The sequence below is a fragment of the Alcaligenes sp. SMD-FA genome (assembly GCF_025960365.1).
Classification (GTDB): Bacteria; Pseudomonadota; Gammaproteobacteria; order Burkholderiales; family Burkholderiaceae_B; genus Alcaligenes; species Alcaligenes aquatilis.
This window is the reverse complement of record NZ_CP110108.1, coordinates 454,969-480,605: the sequence shown is the minus strand read 5'-3', so window position 1 is coordinate 480,605 and position 25,637 is coordinate 454,969. Positions and strand designations below refer to the sequence as shown.

The 25,637-nt window shown below is 52.4% G+C and carries 19 protein-coding genes, 1 tRNA gene and 3 pseudogenes; 13 read left to right on the top strand and 10 right to left on the bottom strand.

The annotated features are described in order from the left end of the window. Positions 1–364: 364 nt before the first annotated feature. Both OKX01_RS02140 and OKX01_RS02135 read left to right on the top strand, forming a co-directional pair. Positions 365–946 (top strand): inovirus Gp2 family protein, encoded by a 582-nt coding sequence (locus tag OKX01_RS02140; protein ID WP_264672383.1) that lies wholly within the window; start codon positions 365–367, stop codon positions 944–946. A 90-nt stretch (positions 947–1,036) separates the two neighbouring features. Further along, positions 1,037–1,291 carry a helix-turn-helix transcriptional regulator gene (locus OKX01_RS02135; protein WP_199265324.1) on the top strand — a complete coding sequence of 85 codons (255 nt, stop codon included), beginning with the start codon at positions 1,037–1,039 and terminating at the stop codon, positions 1,289–1,291. A gap of 51 nt (positions 1,292–1,342) precedes the next feature. Here the strand turns inward: OKX01_RS02135 and OKX01_RS02130 are convergent, their stop codons facing one another. After that, positions 1,343–2,155 carry an FkbM family methyltransferase gene (locus OKX01_RS02130; protein WP_264672382.1) on the bottom strand — a complete coding sequence of 271 codons (813 nt, stop codon included), beginning with the start codon at positions 2,153–2,155 and terminating at the stop codon, positions 1,343–1,345. 160 nt (positions 2,156–2,315) lie between these two features. On the opposite strand from OKX01_RS02130, the gene OKX01_RS02125 reads away from it, so the two are divergent. Further along, on the top strand, positions 2,316–2,567 hold the full coding sequence (locus tag OKX01_RS02125) for a helix-turn-helix domain-containing protein (protein WP_199265322.1): 252 nt from the start codon (positions 2,316–2,318) through the stop codon (positions 2,565–2,567). Between the two features lie 159 nt (positions 2,568–2,726). Here OKX01_RS02125 and OKX01_RS02120 read toward each other — a convergent pair whose 3' ends face one another. From OKX01_RS02120 to OKX01_RS02095, 6 genes and pseudogenes are all read right to left on the bottom strand, one after another. Beyond that, complete coding sequence (locus OKX01_RS02120; RefSeq protein WP_264672381.1) at positions 2,727–3,455, bottom strand: SH3 domain-containing protein; 729 nt, start codon at positions 3,453–3,455, stop codon at positions 2,727–2,729. Positions 3,456–3,927: 472 nt separating this feature from the next. Continuing rightward, positions 3,928–4,743: pseudogene (locus tag OKX01_RS02115) on the bottom strand (hydrolase or metal-binding protein). 82 nt (positions 4,744–4,825) lie between these two features. Beyond that, entirely contained in the window at positions 4,826–5,326 is a 501-nt protein-coding gene (radC, locus tag OKX01_RS02110) for a RadC family protein (RefSeq protein ID WP_264672380.1), read from the bottom strand. Between the two features lie 97 nt (positions 5,327–5,423). Then, a pseudogene (locus tag OKX01_RS02105) lies at positions 5,424–6,419 on the bottom strand (YqaJ viral recombinase family protein). A gap of 149 nt (positions 6,420–6,568) precedes the next feature. Beyond that, a pseudogene (locus OKX01_RS02100) lies at positions 6,569–7,462 on the bottom strand (DUF932 domain-containing protein); the annotation flags it as partial. Positions 7,463–7,484: 22 nt separating this feature from the next. Then, complete coding sequence (locus OKX01_RS02095; RefSeq protein ID WP_264672379.1) at positions 7,485–7,871, bottom strand: hypothetical protein; 387 nt, start codon at positions 7,869–7,871, stop codon at positions 7,485–7,487. A gap of 231 nt (positions 7,872–8,102) precedes the next feature. On the opposite strand from OKX01_RS02095, the gene OKX01_RS02090 reads away from it, so the two are divergent. From OKX01_RS02090 to OKX01_RS02055, 8 genes are all read left to right on the top strand, one after another. Further along, complete coding sequence (locus tag OKX01_RS02090; protein ID WP_264672378.1) at positions 8,103–9,278, top strand: Fic family protein; 1,176 nt, start codon at positions 8,103–8,105, stop codon at positions 9,276–9,278. A 76-nt stretch (positions 9,279–9,354) separates the two neighbouring features. After that, on the top strand, positions 9,355–11,706 hold the full coding sequence (locus OKX01_RS02085; protein WP_264672377.1) for a type I restriction-modification system subunit M: 2,352 nt from the start codon (positions 9,355–9,357) through the stop codon (positions 11,704–11,706). After that, a complete protein-coding gene (locus OKX01_RS02080) occupies positions 11,706–13,550 on the top strand; it encodes a DUF262 domain-containing protein (RefSeq protein ID WP_264672376.1) in 1,845 nt (614 codons plus the stop codon). The genes OKX01_RS02085 and OKX01_RS02080 overlap by 1 nt, the downstream gene beginning before the upstream one ends. Next, a complete protein-coding gene (locus OKX01_RS02075; protein ID WP_264672375.1) occupies positions 13,547–14,839 on the top strand; it encodes a restriction endonuclease subunit S in 1,293 nt (430 codons plus the stop codon). Before OKX01_RS02080 ends, OKX01_RS02075 begins: the two co-directional genes overlap by 4 nt. Before the next feature lie 9 nt (positions 14,840–14,848). Next, the gene (locus OKX01_RS02070) at positions 14,849–17,803 is read left to right on the top strand and encodes a type I restriction endonuclease subunit R (RefSeq protein ID WP_264672374.1); all 2,955 of its coding nucleotides are present in this window, start codon (positions 14,849–14,851) and stop codon (positions 17,801–17,803) included. A gap of 16 nt (positions 17,804–17,819) precedes the next feature. Further along, positions 17,820–18,794 carry a hypothetical protein gene (locus OKX01_RS02065; protein ID WP_264672373.1) on the top strand — a complete coding sequence of 325 codons (975 nt, stop codon included), beginning with the start codon at positions 17,820–17,822 and terminating at the stop codon, positions 18,792–18,794. After that, positions 18,791–19,966, top strand: coding sequence for a hypothetical protein (locus tag OKX01_RS02060; protein WP_264672372.1), 1,176 nt, complete (start codon positions 18,791–18,793; stop codon positions 19,964–19,966). The genes OKX01_RS02065 and OKX01_RS02060 overlap by 4 nt, the downstream gene beginning before the upstream one ends. Further along, on the top strand, positions 19,963–20,661 hold the full coding sequence (locus OKX01_RS02055; protein ID WP_264672371.1) for a hypothetical protein: 699 nt from the start codon (positions 19,963–19,965) through the stop codon (positions 20,659–20,661). The genes OKX01_RS02060 and OKX01_RS02055 overlap by 4 nt, the downstream gene beginning before the upstream one ends. A gap of 97 nt (positions 20,662–20,758) precedes the next feature. Here OKX01_RS02055 and OKX01_RS02050 read toward each other — a convergent pair whose 3' ends face one another. The 3 genes from OKX01_RS02050 to OKX01_RS02040 form a co-directional block, all read right to left on the bottom strand. Next, positions 20,759–22,015 carry a tyrosine-type recombinase/integrase gene (locus OKX01_RS02050; RefSeq protein ID WP_264672370.1) on the bottom strand — a complete coding sequence of 419 codons (1,257 nt, stop codon included), beginning with the start codon at positions 22,013–22,015 and terminating at the stop codon, positions 20,759–20,761. A gap of 186 nt (positions 22,016–22,201) precedes the next feature. Further along, positions 22,202–22,286, bottom strand: a tRNA-Leu gene (locus tag OKX01_RS02045). Positions 22,287–22,593: 307 nt separating this feature from the next. Continuing rightward, positions 22,594–23,658, bottom strand: a complete 1,065-nt coding sequence (locus OKX01_RS02040; protein WP_094195494.1) for an AI-2E family transporter — start codon at positions 23,656–23,658, stop codon at positions 22,594–22,596. 538 nt (positions 23,659–24,196) lie between these two features. Between OKX01_RS02040 and OKX01_RS02035 the strand changes: the two genes are divergently transcribed. Together OKX01_RS02035 and OKX01_RS02030 are read left to right on the top strand one after the other, a co-directional pair. Beyond that, complete coding sequence (locus OKX01_RS02035) at positions 24,197–24,577, top strand: cupin domain-containing protein (RefSeq protein WP_264672369.1); 381 nt, start codon at positions 24,197–24,199, stop codon at positions 24,575–24,577. A 61-nt stretch (positions 24,578–24,638) separates the two neighbouring features. Continuing rightward, complete coding sequence (locus OKX01_RS02030) at positions 24,639–25,637, top strand: Bug family tripartite tricarboxylate transporter substrate binding protein (protein WP_413544460.1); 999 nt, start codon at positions 24,639–24,641, stop codon at positions 25,635–25,637.

Below are 25,637 nucleotides of genomic sequence, written 5' to 3'. Positions count from 1 at the left end.
TTATTTCTCACTATTTTACTATGCAACCTCAATATACATAAGGCTACTCACTGCTACCACCCCTCTATTATCCAGTGTGAGCAGCCCCCTGGCGCTATACCCTCCCCACACAGGAATAACCCTAAACAATCCAAGAATTCATTGATAACTTAAGAGTAAATCCTGCAATTTCAAGCACTGCGTTAACACCCTTCAGGCTACTGAGTCACTTAGGTTTCATAAACTTCTTTCGCCAGCCATTGATGGTGTAGTAATAAGAATAGATAAGCCCCCAACGGAGTTGATTGGGCTAACAGCCTCTTCAAGGCAATAAAAAAACATACTGTTGCTTGTACCTATGTCCTCAACAACATAGGTGCTAGACATGCGTCAACGCCGTTACAACCCTGAGTATCAGACCATCATACTCAACACGATTCTTCAGGCCGTAGAGGCCTACCCAAGACTGATGGTAGTTCGGTGCGATCTGCGCTTCCCTTTTGAAGCTACCCACGCTGAAACAGACGCAAGCGTGATTACACGATTTATCGCCTCTTTGAAAGCCAAAATCAATGCTGATCTAAAACGAAAAGAGAAAGCATGGCGCAGGAGACTATCCTGCGTTCTGGACTACGTTTGGGTTCGTGAGTATGGCGATGTGAATGGAAAAAAACATTACCACGTCCTATTATTTTTCAACAAAGACGTGTACCACTCACTAGGCGACTATTCCGCACTTAGTGGGAATCTCTCTGCAATGATTAAGCAGGCTTGGTGCAGCGCAACGCGATTACGTCATCGGGATTTTTCCTCGCTGACTCACTTTGCCCATGTTTTCTACTTAGATAGAAACAGACAAGGCATTCAGCACCAAATCGAAGAGCTGGCGGAGCGTGGCAATTACTTAGCCAAAAACCTGACCAAACGCTACGGCGATGGCAAACGATCAATAGGCAGTAGCTTGTAACTTTTAATGGCTTTGGTTCATGTTGTAGAAGAGGTGTCGATTACCTTGATCGACATCGACTTCTGCCTCTAAAAAAGACAGGAGATCAACATGAACACCACACTCACCTTAGCGTCTTCAACTTCACGAGCTAGCGCAGACATCCCTTTGATTGAGGATCAATTTATTGACATGGCGTTCATAGCCCAGTACACCGGCCTGACTGACAAATGGTTCTATAAACTTATTCAAAATGGCGAGTTCCCACCGCCAGTGAAGTTCGGACGTAGCTCCCGATGGCTGCGAAGTGAACTTGAAGCCTGGACACAGAAACGTATCCAGGAATCTCGGGCAACCTCTGTCTGAGCACTGACGGAAATATAGACACCATCGCCAGCATACTTGTCGACTCTACACTCAAACAGGGATACAAAAAACATCATAATTCCGCCATTTCATGGCATCAGCTATCGTCAACTTAGGACCTTGCATAGCATCATCAGTCACCTTGTAGAGCTCGTAGCCATGCTTTACCAAGAAACCCATTAGTTGCTCTCGTTGACCTCGAGTCAGTTTCGTGTAGACCTCTACTTTAATGTAGGGACGGTACTGGTCAATGATACTGACCAAAGACTTCAACACTTGAAGGTCAAAGCCCTCCGTGTCTACCTTAATGAATTTGAGACGAGGTAGCTCCTTGCTGAAACACTGCTTTAGCTCATCAGCTAGATTTACAGTCACCACCTCCTGCTCGAAGGCATGTCCATGCCTGAATTTTGAGATCCCCTCATGTCGCCCCCCATTACAAAAGCCAGAATCAGAATATTCAAATGTCATGTAGCCGTCAGCATGTGCCGCAGCGGCCATCAGAGGAAAAATATTAAGGACACCTCGGTTTAAGCGAACCGTTTTCTCGAGCAAAAAATATACGTATGGATTTGGCTCTAAGGCCAGAACCATCCCTTCGTTGCCAACAGCAACAGCCATGGGTAGAACAGAATCGCCTGAGTGTGCCCCGATATCGATGCAAAAATCTCCCTTATGTAGAAACTTTCTATAGTCAGCCACTTCGACTGCACTAATGGATTTAGCACTTTCTTTCGGATGAAGCCACTGGGCGTAATGGATGGGGTGTGGGAGCCAATCAAAATCAAAAACCTTGACAGTACAACCATAGCGCTTGGGTTTTCCACGAAACCCAAGGACCTCCAAAAAACTTCTCAATTTCATCCGATGACCCTTTTTGACTAGAAACTTGGGAGAAGGCGCATGGACTCATGCCCGATCGATGCGCCATCTTACCTCAAAAAGGGATATATATGCCGTGTAATTATAGTCCGCGTAAATATACGCCGTGGCGATTTGTTTCCCTACCTAGCAAGATTGGGAAATGACATTGAAATCACCTAAGATCAAGACGCCGCTGCTAGTTGCCTTCGGCAAGGTGGTCCGACAACGCAGAAAGGACCTTGGCTACTCACAAGAAGCATTCGGCGACGCCTGCGGCATAGACCGGAGCTATATGGGCCGTATCGAACGAGGTGAGCACAACCCCACACTTCTCAGCATTATGAAAATTATTGATACGCTGGGGCTCCAAGCATCCGAGTTCTTTCGAGAGCTGGATAAGCCCAATAAGTGAATAGCAGGGTTTGCTCAAAGAGTACGCCCTCCCCCGAGACAGCGAAGCTCGGCGTAGCTCTAGGTAGCCGCTTAGAACAGAACACAGCCGGATCAAGCTATCGCACGAGGCTTGATTAAGGGCCTTCAGACCCTTTTTAATGAAATCAACTACCAGCCTTTAATCAAGCAGTCGGATACGTGAGATGTGTATGTATCCCACCTTACCTTGGGCAGTTCTGACCTGCCACCAATTACCATTTTGCATATAGGTAAAAAACTCTTCACCTTGCACAACACGAGCAACAATCTGGCTTTTTACATTTTTCTGGCTGCGCATGTTTGTATAACCATCCGGGTCATCAATAACAGCTCGGCTCGTAAAGCCTGCTGGTAAGGTCGAACGGATCGCCTGTACAGGAGTATTGAGCTCGTTTTCCATCAACAATACCTCTGAAGAGGTAAGGCATGGGTTGGCTGGATCATTCAAAGGCAGCAATTCATCACGTAGCCGCTTAGTAGAAAAGCGAACCTCATAACCATCAGCACGTACGAAAAGGTTATTTGCTTTTAATAGAGCAGGCCAAAAAGACTGTACAAAATTATTTTCGCAAGCTCTACATGAGGTATTGAAGGGATCATCAAACTCCACACCATCAATGACGAAGCTCATTTCTATGGTGTCTTTGGGTGAGTGGTAATCAAACCCTCGCGTTGTCATCGTGGCAGTTGCTGGACGAGGCTGGCCAGAAGGGCAAGAAAGTAGAAGACTATTCCCATTCCCATCATCAACATGGTATTCCGTCGTACCCTGGCCATATCCACTGGACCATTCGTAGGTGGCTGCCAGTGTTGCTAGCGGAAAAAAGGCTATGAGTAGCCCGTGAAAAAGCTGTGTTTGCAAACGCATGAATCTCTCCGCTCAGTAGGATATCCTGGCATATTACATGTGGACATTTTTAATTGCGAATGGTAGGTATTTGCAGCTAAATTTGGATGGTAGATGCTTTGATCTCTGAAGTTGAACAAACAGATGCCGCAAGTGTGACAACTGTTTGCTCGTCTGTCAGATTAGAATCGGCTAACTGGCATGCCACGTTGTCGCTACACCATCTTAAGAAGGCTTTTTTGCTATGCCTTCTTTCCAGCGTTGGCGTAAACAGGCGTTTTCAGCCTTTAGTTGCCGATATCTCACGTAATGTTGATAGGCTTGGTGAGCAAGCACTGCGAAGCCTATCGTGGCAAATACGTTTTTAATCATGATCCACCCTCAGTGAATGAGAATTGAAGAATGAAATGCTAGATGAACACTGGGAATCAGTTCAAAACGATATCCGTGTTAGTTGTCATCCGTGCCAGCTTTTCGTTTAAGGATTTCTTACCTACAGGTTCGGCAGTTTTGACAGGCCGTCAGGATAGAACTCCCCAATCACATCCCGTGCTTCATCCAGGTCCTCTTCAAAGACTCCGTTACCTAAGCCTGCACGCGCTACAGCATCCAGCACCTGCTGGTTATACGCCATGGTTTCACGTTGCATGAACGTTTGCTGGGCCTGGGTCAAGGCTTCTTCCAGAGTCATCCCATCACGTATGGTGAGATCCACGTAGTAGATGGGCGTGCCAAGCGACTGTGCGGTGCTTTTGCCACGCAGACGTAGCGCCAGCGGCATACAGACCAGTAAGTCGCCAGACACCGCCTTGAAGTAATACAGGCGAGCGGCCAAGGTGCGGATGCTGTTGTACGGAAGATAAACGTGCCAAGCTCATCATCACCCCCAAGCTTCACATTTAAGCGCCCATAGGGCTTACGCGCACCTCCCATAGCCATCCACAGCCATCGCGGTCCCTGGGCATGGCAGGGTTTTAACGCCTACTGTGGTAACCCGGCGACACGTATCGCCATTACCCACACACATGGGGCGACCCGTGCTGCGGTCAAAGAGCGAATACTCGGCGCGAAAGCTCAGTTCAGGGTCGTTAAACAGTAAGGTTATAGGAATGGATCGCAGTTTGCCGTTGGGACTGTTTTTACGTAGCGCCTCATCTAGCGGATGCATGATCCAGCCCTCTTTGGTTTGAATTTGGCTGGTAATGGTGGCCTGATCGTCTTTCTCTGGGAATCGCTTGCCGTTGCGCTCAACGATGCGACCAATGGAAATACGGCCAAGAACAGGTGGGGTAATGGATAAACCTTTCATCATGGGAGCCTCCAAAAAAAACCGCTGGGTGAGCAGCGGGCAGTGGATAGGTAATGGTGATAAGAAGGGGTAGTTCATGGCCTTAGAGCAGACCACGCTGCGCCAGTGACGTGCAGTACTCGGCACCCACCACCATGTGATCCACGACCCGCACGGCAATCAGATCCAGGGTATCTTTCAAGACACCGGTCAGGTCTATGTCGGCTTGACTGGGTTCAGGGTTACCCGAAGGATGGTTGTGTATCAAGATGGCGGCAGCCGCATTATGCTCCAGGGCCAGCTTTACCACTTCACGGGGATGGACCACAGCAGAATTGATAGTGCCGCGAAACAGCTCATGCAATCCGATAAGGCGTTGTGTGGTGTCGAGCAACAAGATGGCAAAAACTTCATACTCGTAATGGCGATACAACGTAAGCAGATGCTCCTTCACATCGTTGGGGTTTGCCAGACAGCGGCCTTTGGCGAGGCGTTTGCGTGATAATTGTTTGGCCATGGTCAAAATATCGTGCTCGGTCACGATGTTCGACTCCATGACATAGGTACCGGGTTCAGTCCCAACTTTGAGTTTGTGATAACGCATAGGTGTTCCTTTGAAAACAAAAATGCCGCCCCACGAGGACGGCAGATATAGAGGCAGTAGGGATGGCGTTGAATGACGCCGTGAAAATGGCTAGAGGCTAAGCACTGATTAGAAAATGACGACTGCCAGAACGGGGCAGGCTGTACTGCGCCAGTAACTCCGGCTGAACGGTCAGCAGCCGCTTCGTATCCAACAGCGTGCTGTCTTTCCTGCACTTCCAGGTGACGGACCCCGTTTCAAAGGTGGCTTTACTAGCATCGCCCATAGCTTGTTGGATTTTCTGCTTGTACTGCTCTTCCAGTTTGCTGTATTTATCGGCTTGAAATCGCGCCTCTTCTAGGTCGGTAAATAAGGCTGACATTTGGCTGTCCTGGCTGAAGTCCAATTGTTCGCCGGTATCGCGTGGGTAGAGGTATTGCAAGGCGGTCGCAGCGGAGTCGGACCCGTCCACAGGGGGCGGTGTGTCGGAGGTTACGTACTGCCAGAATCGCTCTTGTAGGGAAATGAGCGCTTCATCCCGTTGTATCCGATGAACCTGCAATTACTGGCCACATAACAGCACAGCCACGTCCGCTGCGTGTTTACCGGTCACAGCCAATTGATGCTGGACTTGTAGTCAGATGTATTCGAGTACGCCTTCTTTCCAAAGCCGTGCACCAAATTCCCCGGCAGTTTTACATTCCAGGATTTGTACGTCACTCGCACCAACCACTTCACGGTCAATGTTAGCGAGCATCCAGGGCTTATCGGGGTGTTGCAGTACAGCATTGACCTTACGTGCCCTACGGCCCGTTTGCTGCGTGTAGGATGCCGCTACGATGGGTTCAAGCAGCGTACCCCAGTAGACTGGGGCGGTTGTATCGTGTGGGTCGGGTTTAGGCAGATCGGCATCTTTGCCAGTTTTTTCCATCCACAGTTCCAACTGGCTTTTATACGGGTTTAGGCCCACGGCAGCGGCGGCGTCTGAACTGCCAATGCCATGTTTACGGACCTCCAGCCACTCGTCACGTGACAGGGTGTTGGTTTTAACTAGGCGTAGTGCGGGTCGAAGATGATGAGGGCGTGAGTGTGGTTGTACGTGTGCGTGATTCATGGTTTTACCCCATAAATGGCATAAGGCCCGGCGACTTAATTGCGCCGGGCCTTATGCCGTAATCGTGAAAAAGGGTGGGTGCTTCATGCCAGCATTAATAGCGTCTGGTCTAGGGCTTTTTGTTTCAGTGTTGCCCCTTGGCCGAATTAGGCCGAATCCAGCCGATAGTCGGTATTACGGGCACGGCGTTCGTGATCGACAAACTCTGTGACCGAATTCAGCAGCCCCAGCGCGGTACCGTTGGATGAACCCAGTTCTGCTCCGCGACCACGACCGTTGTAGATACTCAAGGTCTTGGCCATGGCCTGTTCATTGGGTTTGGGCGATGGGTGCAACTGTGGATTGGTGAACAGTTGCCTGAAAAACGTTTCTGCTTCGGCGTGCTTCACTTGGCGTTCGCTCAGTAGTTTCATGCGATACATGAACGTATCCCAATTCGCCACGGATATGCCTAGCTGACGCTTGACGGCTTCCGCATCAAACGTCGTGCTGTGCAGTGCCTTGACGGCTCCCGTACTGTCATCAATGGCGACCGCCAGGGTGTTGTTGCATACGACCCGAACGGCAGTGAACTGGGCGGTTGTGGCAAGTGTCCCATCACAGGCCGTCGCTAACAGTACATAGGCATTGGTGACATTGTTACCCTGTAGGGTGGCAGAGTGTCCAGTACGAGCTAGTGCCCAGACCTTTTTACCGCCTTTTAAGACACCGGCAGTTTCCAACTGTAAGCCTGACACTTCGGTTAAGTCACGGTAGAACTCTAGAATCTCGCGGGGTTGTACGACCTGGTAGCGTTGGCTGACGACTGACAAAGGAGCTTGCGTATCGGATCGGTACAAGACTTTGCTCTGAGGAAAGGTGATAAGACGGCTTTGGGTTTCATCCACCGTATCCATGAACTGCACCGGGGCTTCCTTGATGTCCCAGTCCATACATGCTTGCTGTTGCCAAACTTCAATAGGTTGATTGGCAGAAAGCTGATTGCCCAAGCCATGCCAGGGCGTTTGGCCGACGTAGGCCATTTGTTCGACACGATGGGCCATGATGGATCTCCAGTAGCAAGCGTTACGGGGTTTGAAAGGAATGGCCGCAGCGAAGGCACAGGTGGTTGTTCAGCACCGTCTCGTCAACGACTTGGCCCAGGGCTGCGCCGGTTGCACAGCCTATTGTGCCGCCCGTTAACGCGCCTAGCACGGCGGCAGTGACGCTGATTAAAGGCATGGTTGATGCGGTAGCGCGATAGGCCATGGCCGCACCGACACTGGCGCCTTTGACTGCACCAGATAAAGAACTCATGACGCCTACGCAAGTGCCTAGGGCACCACCGATACGTTTGGCGTGGTTTTTGGTTTGGGAGTTAAAGGAGCCGCATTTTGGGCAGACGACCGTGCGAGACGGCCGCTGAGGGCCGGACACGCCACCAGGGCGTGATGCACTGGATGACTCAGACATAGAGGATTCCTTGATGAGGGGGGAGGGGAGACGGCATAAATGAGCAGGCAGAAATAACTGCCTGCTCTCATCAAGGTGATATATGTGTGAAAAAATCTAGAAATCTACCAAACAGCAAGAGACTCACAGCCACCTACGGTCATACAAAATTGGTAGTGAAAATCGTCAATTCGCCGAAAAAAATGCGGTGAACTCTTGCTTGCTCTGTAAGTAAAAGCGACAATTCAGTCAATGTTAATAGGACAAAACCGCTACATCTGGCAACAATGCGACTGGCCTGCCTGGCGCTACGACTTATCCGCTCTGGTTGAGCCCTTGTCAGCGGTTAGTCGTGCGCAGGGGCTGTTGCTAGGTCGGTTAGCAGATGTGGGTGTGGCTTCGCGTGATGAAGCCTGCTTGGCGGCGTTGACCGATGATGTGGTCCAAACCAGCGTCATTGAAGGCGAAATCCTAAACGTGGCGTCGGTGCGATCTTCGGTTGCGCGTCGTCTGGGACTGGATATTGGTGCTTTAGCGCCGGTGGACCGATATGTGGAGGGCGTGGTGGATATGGTGCTGGATGCCACTGGCAATGCCAGCACACCGTTAACGTCTGAGCGTCTGTTCGGCTGGCATGCTGCATTGTTTCCTGCTGGTTATGCTTGCATAAGCCAGATCCGTGTGGGTGCATGGAGAGATGACTCTTCAGGCCCCATGCAAGTAACTTCGGGTCCTATTGGGCGCGCAAAAATCCATTTTGAAGCGCCGCCTGCTAAGCTCTTACTTGAAGAGATGGCTCGCTTCCTGGCGTGGCTAAATAATAATAAAGCTCAAGAATCTACCTTGCTGCGTGCAGGGCTGGGGCACTTGTGGTTCGTTACCTTGCATCCCTTTGAGGATGGCAATGGCAGGATCGCACGGGCCATAGGCGATCTCTTGCTGGCCCGCGCTGACGGTAGCCCGCAGCGTTTCTATAGCCTATCCGCACAAGTCCAGCGAGAACGTAAAGCCTATTACGACATTCTGGAACGAACGCAAAAGAGCGATTTGGACGTAACTGCCTGGTTGGAATGGTTTTTGGCCGCCCTATTGAAAGCAATCAAGCAGGCGCATGAAACGCTGGATCAAGTATTAGTCAAGGCCCTGTTTTGGCAAAAAATGGCCACCATTCCGATGAATGAAAGACAGATTAAGGTGGTGAGTCGCCTCTTGGATAGATCTGAAGGCAGACTGAGCACCAGTAAATGGGCAGCGATGACAAAGTGTTCGACGGACACGGCGCTACGGGACATTACAGAGCTCGTCGAGCACAACATCCTGCAGAAGTCTGTGGCAGGTGGGCGTAGCACTAGTTATGTATTGCTGGTGGCCCCGAGCAATGCGCAGGAGCATGGCGTCAAGGTCAATGCCTCTCAAGAAAAACCTTAAAAAAATTGAATATACGTTTGTAGTTAGCAGGTCTCCAATATCGACACAGGTCAATACCCAAAGTAGAACGACACGAATGGATTTTTCAATACACAACAAGATCGTCAGCTTCATCTGGTCAATCGCCGACGACTGCCTCAGGGATGTTTTTGTGCGCGGCAAGTACCGCGACGTCATCCTGCCAATGTTCGTCCTGCGCCGTCTGGACTGCCTGCTGGAGCCCACCAAGGATGCTGTGCTCGAAGAGGTCCGCTTCCAACGTGAAGATGCGGAAATGGCCGACCTCGATCCCCACGGTCTGCGCGAGGCATCGGGCTATGTGTTCTACAACACCTCCCGTTTTACCCTAAAGACCTTGCTGGGTAACCCATCGCAGCTGGAAGCCAATCTGAAGAATTATCTCGATGGCTTTTCGGACAACGTCAAGGAGATTGTCGAGAAGTTCGACCTGCGCAACCAGATTCGCAAGATGGCGCAGTCGGATGTGCTGCACGACGTGATCGAGAAGTTCGTTTCCGACGAAATCAATCTTAGCCCCAACGACCGCAAAGGTCCGGATGGGCGCACCCAGCCGGGACTGTCCAACTTGGGCATGGGCTACGTCTTCGAGGAACTGATCCGCAAGTTCAACGAAGAAAACAACGAAGAGGCTGGTGAGCACTTCACACCCCGTGAAGTGATCAAGCTCATGACCAATCTGGTCTTCATTCCGGTCAAGGACCAACTGCCCAACCCACTGACCATCTACGACCCGGCCTGCGGCAGCGGCGGCATGCTCACCGAATCGCAAGACTTCATCACCGATTCAGAAGGAGAGATCAAAGCCAAGGTGGGCGTGTTCCTCTACGGCAAGGAGGTAAACCCGGAGACCTACGCCATCTGCAAGTCCGACATGATGATCAAAGGCAACGACCCGGAGAACATCAAGTTCGGCTCCACGCTGGCGACTGACGACTTCTCGGGTACGCGTTTCGACTTCATGCTCACGAACCCGCCCTACGGCAAGAGCTGGAAAACCGACCAGAAAAGCATCATCGATGGCAAGGACGTGATCGACCATCGCTTCCAGGTCAATCTGACCGACCACACCGGACAGGAGCACGATTTCTACCCGGCTATTCCGCGCTCTTCGGACGGCCAGCTCTTGTTCATGATGGAGATGGTCAACAAGATGAAGCGACTTAGCGACAGCCCGATGGGCTCTCGCATCGCTTCCGTCCACAACGGCTCAGCCTTGTTCACAGGGGATGCTGGTGGAGGCGAAAGCAACGTCCGCCGTCACATCATCGAGAGCGATTACCTCGAAGCCATCATCCAACTGCCGAACAACCTGTTCTACAACACCAGCATCACCACCTACGTCTGGATTCTCTCCAACAACAAGGCTGAGAAACGCAAGGGCAAGGTGCAACTGATCGACGCCAGCAACCTGTACCAGAAGCTGCGTAAGAACCTCGGTGAGAAGAACTGCGCATTCACCGACGACCACATTCACCAGATCACTCAGTTGTACTTGGAAATGCCGAATGACGGCATTTCCAAAGTTTTCAACAACCGCGATTTCGGCTACTACAAGGTCACGGTGGAACGCCCGCTGCGACTGGCAGCTCAGTTCAGCCCCGAGCGCATCGCCACTCTGCGTTTCACGCCAGGCATGCAGGACATCATGAAATGGGCATACGGCAAGTATGGCGACGAGGTTTACACCGGTCTGAAGGCGCATACTGAGGCGATCGAAGCTCACCTTGAGCGCGAAGAAATCTCCCTTTCGCCCAAGAACCGCAAGGAACTACGGTCCGAAGCCACATGGCTCCAGCAGCGCGACATCATGCAGACCGCGCAGCAACTGGCCGAGAAAATCGGCAACGGCGAATTCCTCGACTTCAACCGTTTTGATGGCATCGTCGATGACTCCCTCAAAGCGCTGGGCCTGAAGCTGGCCGCACCCGCCCGCAAGCAAATCCTCAACGCGGTCAGTTGGCGTGACGAACGAGCCGAGAAGGTTATCAAGAAGGCCCACAAGCTCAATGCTGCCAAGCTGAATGACTTGCTGAACCAACTGGGCACAACCCGCGACAAGCTGGGCGACTATGGCTACATGGCGACACCGACCGGCGAGCACATCGAGTACGAGCCGGACAGCGAGTTGCGCGATACCGAAAACGTCCCGCTAGCGCTGGACACCAGCCTGCCAGCTCCCAGCGTGATCCACGACTATTTCATCAGCGAAGTGCGCCCGCATGTGGATGAAGCCTGGATCGCCATCAACAAGACCGTGATCGGCTATGAGGTCAGCTTCAACAAGTATTTTTACCAGCACAAGCCACTGCGCAGTTTGGAAGAGGTTACGTCGGAAATTCTGGCGCTGGAGGCTGAGACGGATGGTCTGCTCAAGCAGTTGGTGAGCTTTGTTTCGGGGACAAAGTGATGCAAGAGATACAAGGCAAGACCCGTTCCGTGCGAGAACTGTTGTCCGGGGCCAAGTACGGAATCGACTATTACCAGCGTGAGTACAAGTGGCAAACCAAGCAGATGGCTGAGCTAGTATCTGACTTAACGGGAGCCTTCTTGGAGGACTACCAAGAAGCCCACCAGCGTGCTGATGTGGCGAATTACGGCCACTACTTCCTAGGCTCCATCGTTATCAGCCAGCGAGACAACGAACGCTTGATCGTTGACGGCCAGCAACGCATGACCAGCCTGACCTTGCTGCTGCTATATCTGCACAGCCAGCAAAAGGGCCGGAATGATGCAGAGCCTGTAGAAGAACTGATTTTTTCCAAGAAGTTCGGCACCAAGTCCTTCAACCTCAATGTGCCGGAGCGAAACGACTGCATGGAGGCGCTGTTCGACGGCAAGGCCTATGACACCGTCGATCAATCTGAGTCGGTACAGAACCTGATTGGACGCTTTAACGATATCGCGGATGCCTTCCCCCAAGACATCGCAGGCACAAAGGCGCTCCCCTATTTCGTAGACTGGTTGCTGGAGAAGGTGCATCTGGTCGAGATCACGGCCTATGCCGATGCTGACGCCTACACCATCTTCGAGACCATGAATGACCGGGGGCTGTCGCTCTCAAACACTGACATGCTCAAAGGTTACCTGCTGGCGAGCATCACCGACACCGCCAAACGGGCCGAGGCCAACAAGGAAATCAAACATTGGTTGTTGGCCTTTGCCAAGCGCGATAACGACAAAGACACGAAAGAGACCGAAGCAGATTTCTTCAAGGCATGGCTGCGAGCCAAGTACGCAGCCGACATCCGGGAGCGTAAGAAGGGCGCGAAGCCTGAGGACTTCGATCTGATCGGCACTGAGTACCACCGCTGGGTACGTAACAAGCAAGCTCTCATCGGCCTGAGCGGCAGCGAGCAGTTCAATGACTGGGTCAAGAAAGACCTGCGTTTCTTCGCACGGGTCTACCTTGAGCTGCTCGAAGCATCAGAAGTATTCAAGCCGGGACTGGCATCGATTCGTTTCAATGCGGACCACGGGTTCACCCAGCAATTTCAGGTTCTACTTGCCCCGCTGCTGCCGACCGACGATGACGCTACGGTCAAGGCCAAACTCAAGCTGACAGCGGATTACCTCGACTGCTGGCTCAATCGCCGCCTGTGGAACTTCAAGTCAATTGATTATTCCACCATGCAATACGCGGCCTTCCTACTGACCAAGGAACTGCGCGACCTGTCGCTGGATGCGCTGCGCGACAAGCTGATCACCCGATTGACCAACGATCAAAAGGAGCTGTCGCTCGATGACCAGCCCTATCTCAACAACTGGAATGCCAAGAGCCTGCATCGCCAGTTGGCCCGTTTCACGCACTGGCTGGAAGAGCAAAGCGGACAGCCTGGGCGGTATCTGGAATACATCGTTCGCTCAGGCAAAAACGCCTACGAGATCGAGCACCTGTGGGCAAACCACTTCGAGCGCCACACCGATGAACTCGCCCATGCGCAGGAGTTTTCTACGCACCGCAACAAGGTGGGCGGGCTTGTGTTGCTGCCGAAGAAGATCAATGCCAGCCTGAACGACAAGGCATACAGCGACAAGCTGGAGCACTACCAAAGTGAAAATCTGCTAGCGCGTTCGCTGCATCCCATGTGCTACGTCCACAACCCCGGTTTCCTCAAGCTGAAGGCGGAAACCGGCCTCCCGTTCAAAGCATTCGCCGAGTTCAAGAAAGCCAACTTCGACGAACGTTTCAGTCTGTACAAGGGCATTGCCGAACTACTGTGGTCGGCGGATCGTCTGAAGGAGGTGACATGATGCAGCGCTACGAAAGCTACAAGCCGAGTGGCATTCAGTGGGTAGAGAAAATCCCAAGCCACTGGGGCGTTGAACGCGCCAAGTGGCTTTTCAACAGGATGGAGCGCCCTGTAAAGCCCGAAGACAATGTGGTAACAGCGTTTCGAGATGGTCAAGTTACTCTGCGTACCAATCGCAGAACAGAAGGCTTCACCAATGCAATTCAAGAACATGGCTATCAAGGTATCCGCAAGGGTGACTTGGTGATCCATGCGATGGACGCCTTCGCCGGTGCTATTGGTGTTTCCGACTCAGACGGTAAATCGACACCTGTGTATGCGGCTTGCGTTCCTCGCGGCGAGTACCCTGTTAACCGCTACTACTACGCCTATCTGCTGCGTTATATGGCACACTCTGGGTACATCGAGTCGCTGTCAAAAGGTATTCGCGAGCGCTCAACAGACTTCCGATTCGCCGAGTTTCGTGAGCTGCCTTTGCCCATTCCGGACAAGGTCGAACAAGAGCGCATCGTTGCCTTCCTCGACCAAAAAACCGCCGAGATCGATGCCGCGATAGCGAAGAAAAAGCGGGTGGTCGAGATTCTGATTGAGCAGCGGCAGGCCCTGATTAACCAGGCTGTAACGGCAGGGCTCGATCAAACAGTTCCGCAACATTACAGCGGAGTCGAGTGGATAGGTGATATCCCACCTGGGTGGGGTATTATCCCGGTGACCAAATACATCAAGTCAATTGTCGATTATCGCGGTAAAACCCCTGAAAAGGTCGCAAGCGGGGTTTTCCTGGTTACTGCGAAAAACATCAAAAAGGGGCAGATTGATTATGCTGCTTCGACTGAGTTCGTATCCGAAAAAGACTATCCAAAAATAATGGTACGGGGACTGCCAGAGATTGGGGATCTGCTTTTCACTACCGAGGCTCCTCTTGGCGAAGTTGCCTTGGTAGATCGTACCGATGTTGCCTTTGCACAGCGAATCATCAAGCTGCGCCTTAATAGAGATCGCTTGCTACCGAAGTTTGTGGTTTATGCAATGTCGGCAACGTATTTTCAGGCCCTTCTTGCCCGTGAGGCCACTGGGTCTACAGCGCTAGGCATTAAGGCCAGCAAATTACATAAATTGAAGATTGCAGCACCATCGCTGGAAGAGCAAAACCGCATCGTGGAATACCTAGATGAGGCCGGGGCGAAAATCCAAGAGTTGCAGTCGCATATTCAAGGCGAGATTGAAAATCTACGCGAACTAAAGACAAACACAGTCGCGTCCTGCGTCACTGGGCACTTCAAGGTCTAAGGGAGAAACATGGTCAGCCAAACCAACGAAGCCGCGCTCGAAACGCACATCGAAAACGCCCTCGCCAAGGACGGCTACTGCATTGGTAATGCGGCTGACTTTGACAGAGAGTTTGCCCTCGACGGCAAACTCTTCTGGCAATTCCTCGAGGCCACGCAGCCCAAGGAACTGGCGAAGCTGAAGGATCGCCCGAACTGGCAACGCCTGTTGCTGGAGCGGTTGAACAAGAAGATCAAGAAGGGCAGCGTGCTGGCGGTCCTCAAAAAGGGACTGGACATCGATGATGCCCACTTCGATCTGCTGTACCGGCTGCCCTACAACGACCTGAACCCGGAGGTCGTCGCCAATTTTACTGCCAACATCTTCAGCGTCACCCGGCAGGTGCATTACAGCGAGTCCGATACTTTCAAATCGGTGGACATGGTGCTCTTTGTCAACGGCTTGGCTATTGCCTCGCTGGAGCTGAAGAACCCTTGGACCGGCCAGAACGTCCACAACGCCATCAAGCAGTATCGCACTGACCGCGACCCGCGAGAGCCGCTGCTCGAATTTGGCCGTTGCCTGGTCCACTTCGCAGTGGACCCGGACGAGGCCTACATGTGTGCCCAGTTGGCAGGAAATGATAGCAATTTCTTGCCCTTCAACAAGGGTTTCAACTTCGGCAAAGGCAACCCGGTCAACCCGAAAGGTCACAAAACGGCCTACCTCTGGGACGACATCCTACCGCGCCGTAGCCTGACCAACATCATCGAGCAGTTTGCCAAGTTCACTGTCGAAAAGGACAAGAAGACGGGTAAGGAGCGCAAGGCGCTGTTCTTTCCCCGTTATCACCAGCTGGATGTGGTCCGCGACATCCTGACAGACGCCAAACAACATGGCGTCGGACAAACCTACCTGATCCAGCACTCCGCAGGTTCGGGCAAGTCCAATTCGATCACCTGGCTGGCCTACCAGTTGGTGGAGCTGTACGACACGGCAGGTATCGAGAACGTGTTCGATTCCGTGGTGGTGGTGACTGATCGCCGGGTACTGGATACCCAGCTCAAGGACAACATCAAGCTCTTTTCCGAGACGAAGAACATCGTTGCCCACGCTGAGAGCGCTGCCGAACTGAAGGCGCATCTTGAGCTGGGCAAGAAGATCATCATCACCACGGTGCAGAAATTCCCGTTTATCGTAGATGGCATTGATGATCTGACCGACCGCAGCTTTGCCGTCATCATCGACGAAGCCCATTCTTCGCAATCTGGCAGTGCTTCGGACAAGCTGAACATGACGCTGGGTGCGGAAGATGAGGAAGTACCGGAAGACCTCCAGGACAAGATTCTTGCGGCCATGAAGGGCCGCAAGATGAGCCAGAACGCCAGCTACTTCGCCTTCACCGCCACCCCGAAACCGGCCACGCTGGAGAAATTCGGACGGCAAGCGCTGGACGGGAGGTTCCACCCCTTCCACCTGTACTCCATGAAACAGGCCATCGAGGAGAAATTCATCCTCGATGTGCTGGAGAAGTACACGACCTACAAGAGCTACTACGAGGTCCAGAAATCGGTCGAAGAGAACCCGCTGTTCGACACCGCCAAGGCGCAGAAGAGGCTCAAGGCCTTCGTGGAGGCCAGTCCCCGAACCATCGAAGTGAAGGCCAAGATCGTGATCGATCACTTCATGAGCAATGTCTGGCAAGCCAAGAAGCTTAAGGGTAAGGCCAAGGCGATGGTCGTCACGCGCAACATCGAATGCGCGATCCGCTACTTCTTCGCCATCCGTACCGCCTTGCAGGAGGCCAACGCGCCCTTTAAGCCGCTGGTGGCCTTCTCGGGCGAGAAAACCGTCGATGGCATCAAGTACACCGAGGATGGAATCAACGGTATTCCTGCTCGTGACTTGCCCGAAGAATTTGAGAAGGATGATTTCAAGATTCTGGTCGTTGCCAACAAGTACCTGACCGGCTTTGACGAACCCATGCTGCACACCATGTATGTGGACAAAAAGCTGCAAGGGTTACTCGCGGTGCAGGCGCTGTCACGCCTGAACCGCTGCAACTGGAAGCTGGGGAAGACCGACACCTTCGTGCTCGACTTCTACAACACGGTGGACGACATCAAGGCGGCATTCGATCCGTTCTACACGGCTACGACCCTGAGCGAACCCACCGACGTCAACGTGCTGCACGACCTCAAGGATGTGCTGGATAACTTCGGTATTTACGACTGGTCGGAGGTGACGAGCTTCAATGAGAAGTTCTTCGCCAGCGCCGAGGCCGAGGAACTGCATCCGATCATTGATGCCGTAGTGGCCCGCTTTGAGGCCGACCTCGACGACGAGCAGCGCATCGACTTCAAAATCAAGGCCAAGCAGTTCGTGAAGATTTACGCCCAGGTGGCGGCAATCATCCCATTCAACAAAGTGGGCTGGGAAATGCTGCACTGGTTCCTGAAATTCCTGATCCCGAAGCTGAAAGTGAAAGACCCCGATCAGGATAAGCTGGATGAACTGCTGAACAGCGTTGACCTTTCCACCTACGGGCTGGAACGGTCACGCCTTGAGGTGAGGATCGGCTTGGATGATTCGGAAACTGAACTGGAACCCCAGAGCCCGAACATCCGTGGCCCACATTTCGGTCCAGGCGAGGCTGATCCGCTTGAGGAGATTGTGCGAGCTTTCAACGAGCGCCACTTCGCAGGCTGGGAAGCCACGCCGGAAGAGCAGCGCGTAAAGTTCATCAACATCGCCAAGCATGTGATGAGCCACGCCGACTACAAGGCACAGGTCGAAGACAACCCCGACGGTCAGAACCGACAACTGGCGCTGGAGCGCCTGATCCAACAGGCGATCAGCGTCGAGCGGCGGCGGGAACTGGATCTCTACAAGCGGTATGCATCTGACCCGGATTTCAAGCGGGCGTTTGATGCGAGCGTGTCGAGGTTACTGACATCGGCAGCTAGCGCTGCCATTTTGGGTTGAAAATTAAGGAGGATCTATGGCAGAAACCGAGAATATCTCCAAAATGGCAGAGCTGCTGGCATCCGCCATTTTCAAGGAGCTCAAGTGGCAACAGGAAGCACCAATGAATACCAATTATCCGTGCGTGCTTTCCGAATCTCACGGCAAGAAAACACATCCTGCCGATGTTGTTTATTGGTACAAAGACCCATACAAGGGCAGTCGAGTTTATCTCTTAACAGACTTGAAAAGCTACGCTCGCGGTTCAATTACTGCCGATACCGTAAAAGGCAGCGTAACAAACCTAGCTCTGTCAGTCGAGTGCGCCAAGATCAGCGATGAATGGAGGCGGCGATTCATCTCTGGCTCAGAAAATACTGATCTGGTTGGGATGCTCTTCATATTCAACCATGATCAAGGGTGGGATGCTGAGTTCCCCACCTTCTTGGGCAAGATGTTCGATGAATATCCGAGAATACCATCGGGGGTGAGGCTGTATATTTTCGGTCCACAGGACATCTGGTACCTGAACAATATTATCTTCGACATGAAGGCTTTGCGAGGCGATGGAGAGTTGCCTCAACTTAGTGATTGCAGCTTCCTTTATCCTGACCTGTCTCGCTCAAAAGTTGTTCAAGATGACTGGGGGTGTGCAGCAACGCTGGAATGCCTAAAAGCTCCATGGCAGATCATCAAGTATCGAATGAGCGATGGAAACGTCCATTTGCTAATTTACTACCGGGGAACAGGCGATACTGTCCAAGAGTTCATCTATCTCATCGACAAGCTAGTTCACTTTCAATGGGTGGCGATGTGCGCGACGATTCGCCTTCGTGCCCCCTATGCCTCCCAGAACGCTGCTGCGACATTTGCACTCGCAGTCAAAGAGTATGCAGACCCCCTGGGGGAATCGGCCAAAGACAGCGAGAAGCTTAAGAAAATACGGCTGGAGACCATCCAAAAAGTCACACCGAACTTTTCGGAAATTGAGATTGGAATGGAGGCAAGATGATCGCGACTGGCTCTACGTTTTACGCAACCTACCGCGACATCCGCGATGCTCTGCTTTCCTCCAAGCAAAGAATATCAAAAGAGTTTCTTTTTGATTTCTTGAGTTGTAGAGGGGTATTGATTTCAGGCTCCTCATCGCGTGATGACCTTATCGAAACCCTTGCCAGCCTCACACATGGATATTCGGACTTTGAGGAAATATACAACCAGCTTGAGGTCGCTCCGCGCCCTGAGCGGACAACCTCAAGAGCCATTGAAACGTCAGTTGACAGCACGAAATTACAGGCTGCTGTTGAGGCTATAAGAACAGCGCGCCGCGATCACCATGAGGCCATAAACCTGATTGTTTCTGAAGGTGGAGCAACAAAGATTAAGGTCGAGTACACAGAGCTGGATCATGGAAAAACCTTGTTGCGTCAGCGTCGGGCCAAGGAGGCGGAGGTTGAGATCTACAAGGCCGGTAAGCAAATCAGACTTCGCTACCCGGCTAATGAGCGCCTTGAGAATATCGTGGATTCGCTGATCGAATTCTTACAGAAAAATGAAAAAGAGCCTATCAAACAGGAAGTTGTTGACCTCAGTTCCTTTGATAAGGAGCGCAGGACACTTTTCTTTAAATCACTAATCACTAGTTTAGGCGGATACGAGTTCTCCGACGTTATTAAAGTTGCCGTGGACAACGAGATTGATGCGGTCGAGTTCTCTGAGGAAACAGAATTTTCGGGGGAAGATTCTGATGATGAGCAATCCGCAAGTGATGATGTTGCCGATGTCGCTGAGCTTCGCGCTGAAGTAGCTGCTGATGTAAAGAGTTTCCTTAAGAGTGCTGCTTTAGATGGCACAGGTGTACTTCACTCCAAGGAGCTACAACAATTTCTTGAATCTGGGTTCTTTATCTCTCGAGTGATTTGGCAGTCGACGCAGAAAGCGAAGAATGGCTTCAAAGTCGAAATTGAAGCCATGCTGGAAAATCCTTCCAAGGGAACGGGATTCCGCTACTCCGCCAAGGGTTACTATCCTTGCAAAAAGGACGGATCGCATGCGCTCACCAGAAGGCAGGCAAGTGACGTTGTTAAGAAGCCCGTACTAGCTGTGGTAGAAGATGCGGCTATGAAGGCTTTCCGCGAGCTGTCTGCATCCCAGGCTCCTGGCGATGGGGGGGGCTCATCATGAGACGCGTTCGATGGTTCAGGCTATCTTCCAAAAACGATCTAGGAAAGATAGAACGTCAGATACGCACTCGCATATTTTCACTGAGTGAGCCGGTCAGTTCAGGATTTCGCGTTGAAAGCAAAGACTCTTCCGGTCTGCTTGGGCAGTTCGTTCATAAGCGCACGGTAGATCAGAGGATAACGCTACCTTCTGGCGAAGAGTTTTCCCAAGAGGTAGCCAACATCGAAATAACAAAGTTCGGAATTGACTATTCACAGGATGAATGTCTGCTTTATCTAATCGACCCTCCAAGGTCGACTACTCCGTTTTTTAGCGCCTTATCAGAGACAACCCAATTTAGTTGCACGCTTGATCCTATTGAAGTCGACGTTGAGAAATGGATTGAGCATCTGCTGATCCATAACGAAGGGGTTTCTGTTATTTACCTAGACGTGGCAGACATTACCCTAACGCAAAGCGTGAGAGCGAGGGTAGCTATTGCGGGAGAGAAGGGTGTGGCTGCTGTATTTCGAGAGTCAATGCCGCAAGCCCAGCAAGGAAGGATCGAAAGCGCGAAGGTGCGCTATCCGTTCGACGATGGAACTAGCCTTATTGTCGAACTTGGTTGTCGAGCCTCCCTAAAGGCCCCGGCAACCTTTCCCGCCGAAGAAATTCAGGCACTACGGAGGGCAATGCTGCTGTCAACCAAAAAGTGAAGCAGACGGGAAAAAGCTAACCTCTATGGGTAGGCTTTTTCAATTTTGGTGGCCCCCGAGTCGAACCCGGCATCAACGGATTATGAGTCAATTCGATTCACGAGTTTTTCATTCTGGAGAAATCAAATGGACTAACCGTCTTCTCTCGGTTTGTATCGAGAAAATTTGCCCACCATTGCATCATCAGCCGTCGTTCATCCAAGTGTTCCGCCTTATGAATATATGCCGCCCGGACGGAGTTCCGTTCCTGGTGGCTCATTTGGCGCTCCACCGCGTCCTTCGACCATAGCCCCGACTCAATCAGTGCGCTGCATGCCATAGTGCGGAAGCCGTGGCCGCAGACTTCTGTTTTAGTGTCGTAGCCCATGGTGCGGAGAGCCTTGTTGACGGTGTTCTCGCTCATCGCTCGCTTGGGATTGTGATCCCCTGTGAAAATCAGTTCATGATTGCCCGTCCATTTGTAAATACGCCTCAATACATATATGGCTTGTGTGCTTAACGGCACCAAGTGGGGAGTGCGCATTTTCGCGCCACGGTGCGCAAACTTGATCCCTTCGATGGCCTCTCGTTCGGCTGGGATAGTCCAGATGGCCCGATCAAAGTCGATTTCGCTCCAGCGCCCAAAGCGCAGCTCGCTAGAACGTATGAATATAAGCAATGACAGCTCTACAGCTAGTTGGGTTAATGGACGACCCTTGTAGTTGGCAATACGATCCCGCAGCTCAGGGATACGCTCAAAATCCAGGGCAGGACGATGTTTGGTTTTACCTGTGGGTACCGTCCCAGCGATGTCTTGTGCTGGGTTGTAGTCGATCAGCCCGTTCTGAACGGCATAGCGCATGATGGATGTCACGCGCTGCTGTAGGCGTGATGCGACCTCTAAACGGCCAGAGTTGGCCACTGCTTTGATGGGAACAAGCAGGTCACGTGTTTTTAGGTCTTTGACGTTGACTTTACCGATGGCGGGAAAGATATCCGAAATCAAATTTTGTAAAATCCTAGCGCGATGTGACTCCGACCATTTTTTATTATTGGAATGCCACGCTCGTGCAACTTCCTCAAATGAAGTTCCGTTACGCTCTTCGAATTGCTCTTGCTTCTTCTGTTCGCCGGGGTCCGTACCTGTAGCCAGCAACTGTTTGGCTTGGGCGCGTTTTTCACGTGCTGCCGCAAGGGTTGTGGTGGGGTACACGCCGAGCGCCAGGGTCTTCTGCTTACCGCCAAAACGATAGCTCAGTCGCCAGTACTTTGAACCGTTGGAGTGCACTAAAAGATGCATCCCTTCACCATCGGTTAACTTGTACTGTTTGCCGGTGGGTTTGGCAGTCCTGATCTGCACGTCATTCAAGGCCATAGTGCTGTTCGCTTGTTGGTATAAATAATATCGAACCAGCTTATACCAACACTTATACCAACAGCAAGTGCTTGATGTCGGTAGGCTTCAGTTGACCTTGGTGGACTAAAATCGCCCTGAAACCCGCGTAAACTCTAGTTTTCAGGCAAAAAAATAGACGTCCGTTGACGTCTATTGATTCGGTAATGGTGCCCGGGGCCGGAATCGAACCGGCACGCCTTGCGGCGGGGGATTTTGAGTCCCCTGCGTCTACCAATTTCACCACCCGGGCTAGGTATGGCAACCTGGGAATCCAGGCTTGGAAGGAAAGATTAGTATTATACGCAGATTACTGGAGGTTTTGGCAAGTGCTGCCGCAATTTTTTTAATTTAGCCTGGGCCCGAACAGATTGCCGTCTAAAACCTGCCTGAAATCGCGTTTTCCGCCTGCTTTGTCACAACTGCTTAAGCAATAACAGGCCGTTCCAAGTGGGCAGAAAGCACGCTCATTGCTGCCCCTACTCCAGCCAGAACCTCAAATAAAAAACAGGCCAGGTACATTGCCCTGGCCTGTTCATTTCTTGCTCTCTATTCGGGGGTTAGTCCCCTGCTACTGCCTGTCCGTTACGAATCCATTCGCGCCAGATGGCGACCAGCAAGGCCATCAGGACCGGGCCGATGAACAAGCCTACGATGCCCATTGTCTGAACCCCCCCCACCAAGCCAAAGAAGGTTGGCAGGAATGGCAGTTTTACCGGGCCGCCGACCAGTCGTGGGCGAAGGGTTTTATCAACGATGAACAGCTCGATCGCGCCCCACAGGAACAGGCTCACACCGGCAACCAGGTGACCAGAGCCTATCAAATACAAAGACACCATGGTGAATGACAGCGGGGCACCGCCTGGGATCAGCGCCATGAAGCCGGTGATCACACCCAGTAGGACGGGCGATGGAACACCTGCAATCCAATAGGCAATCCCCAGAACAACACCCTCGCCCAAGGCGATCAGGCCCATCCCGGTGACGGTGGAGTTAACCGTAGCTGGCACAACGCGGGAGAATCGCTGCCAGCGGCCCGGCAAGATTCGCTCGCCCACAATGTCCAATTGCACCAGCAAGCGGTCGCCATCCTTGAAGATGAAAAACAGCGTGATCAGCATGAACAGCACAGTCAGCAGCAGGTGGAATACGTTGCCGGTCGCGGACAGGACCATGCGGTAGATATTGCCCAGATGCTGGCCGCTGACCATCTCGACCAGTTCACCCAGCGCGTGGGGTTCACCCAGATAAAGCTGCCAATAGTCTGTCAGGCGTTCGCCCACTAAGGGCATGGCCTTAATCCACTCCGGGGTGGGTGTGCCGTATCGGTTGGCGGCTAGCGCCCAGGTGATGAAACTGCTGGCTTCCTGAATGGCAAAGGACAGGGCTAGTGATAAAGGCACCACCAGCACCACGATCACGACAAGCAGTGCCAGTGTGGCCGCCAGGGCATGGCGGCCATTGCAGCGTACGACCAGTCGTTTATAAAGGGGCCAGCCGGCCAGTCCTATGATCAGCGCAGCCAGAACAGGGACCAGAAATCCCTTCAAGAAGTAAACGCCTGCGGCCAGCAAAAGCAGTAATAGCCAGCGGGCAATTAAAAATGCGGGTAAGACGGGTTGCATAAACGATGGAGACCCTCGTGTCTATTGGGTGGGCATGGGTCGGTGCCCGAAAGTTTTTTGACAATAGCATGATCATCGCCCCAGGAATACCCGTTTATAAGCGCAAGCCGGACCAGTTGTTAAGTCCAGAAAATCAGCACTCTACAAAACGGGGAAGGGCACTAGACCGTGGCCACCCTGAACGTGTGTTCTGGTTTGGCCCCCTGTTACTTGCCATTTCAACAGAACTCGGCAGGTCAGGGCGTTTATATCTTACGCCCTTCTGCTGGCGGATACCGCTAGCGTGCTCCGTCACCAGCGATGCACTCAGCCCTGTCAGCGCCTGACCCAAGGTCGAGCCCTGTAAAGGGCATTGGGCAAGCTCGGTTTGTGACATAGGCGGCAACACCTCCGCTTATCAAGGTGGCGGCTGTCTGCCAAGGCATCGGTCAAGTTTGTTGCCCCATCCAGATCCGCTTGAACCGCACCCACAGGTAAACCCCAGTTTTTTTTAATTTTCACATACGTAAAATATTTTTCTCACACAGGAAATTAAAACATGGAAAAACCATCTTGGATTGTTAGCCCGGACGATGTGCTGCCCTACTCGCCGGCCAACCACACGGGCACGGTGAATCGTCGTTTGATCAGCCAGGCCAATGTAGGTGCCAAGCATGTAGAAGTGCTGTTGGGTGTCATTGAAAAAAAACAGGGCGCCCTACCCCACGCGCACCCTGGTATTGAGCAGGTCTGCTATCTGCTCAGCGGTACGGCCGATGTGGAAGTTGATGGTGAGTGCGGCCAAATGAAAGCAGGCGAGTGCTGCTACCTGCCCCCCGACAAAAAGCATGTCTTTACCGTTACCAGTGACGAGCCTGCCCGACTGCTGGTGATTTACTCCCCCCCTTACGAAGAGCATCCCGACCGGGTCATTCGCTGACCCAGGCGCGTTTGCCAGCTTGGCTCACCGTACCAAGCCCATCCACCACAAGGAGACACCCATGACTTTCAAGAAAAAAAACCGTTTGCTATCCCTACCCGCACGCCTCAAGACTATTCTGGCCGGCAGTGCGGCCATGCTGCTGCTAACCGGCAATGCCTTGGCTCAATACCCTGATCGCCCCATTACTCTGATCGTGCCCTTTCCGGCCGGCTCCGGCACCGATGCCGTAGGCCGAATTTTTGCAGAAGAGATTGGCAAACGGGTCGGGCAAACCATCATTGTGGAAAACCGCCCCGGTGCCAATGCCACCATTGCGGCCAACTATGTCAAACGTGCCGCCCCCGATGGCTACACCTTGTTTGTCACCACCAATACCTCGCATTCAGCCGCACCGTGGTTAATGAAGAACGTCCCCTACGACCCGGTAAAGGACTTCACCCCGATTGCTCGTGGCGGCAACCTGCCATTCATTCTGGTCACCAATCCTGATCGGCCTTACAGCACGGTCGAACAAATGCTGCAGTATGCCAAGGACAACCCCGGCCAAATTACCTACGCCTCGGGCAATAGCACCGGTATCGTGGCCGGTGGAACGCTGGACTTTCAAGCGGGTATGAAAGCCTTGCACGTTCCCTATAAAGGCACCCCCCAGGCATTAACCGATCTGGTGGCCGGACAGGTTGACTTCATGTTCACCGATGTCACCTCCGGGCTGCCTTTTATCAATAGCGGCCGTCTCAAGGCTCTGGCCGTCTCCACGGCCAAGCGCAGCGCCCTGCTGCCTGATCTGCCAGCCATGGAAGAAGCCGGTTTGTCCGACTTTGATATCACCTCTTGGAATGGGTTTTTCGGTCCGGCAGGCATGGACCCGGAACGAGTCCAATTGCTCAACCGCACCATCAATGAGGTCATTCAGGACGACGCCGTGCGCCAACGACTGGCTCAATTGGGGTTCGATGCCTTCAGCGGCCCACCAGAAGAGTTTGCCCAATTTGTTCAAGAGCAATACACGCTGTGGGGCAAATTAATTACCGACGCCAAACTTGGCCCTCAATAG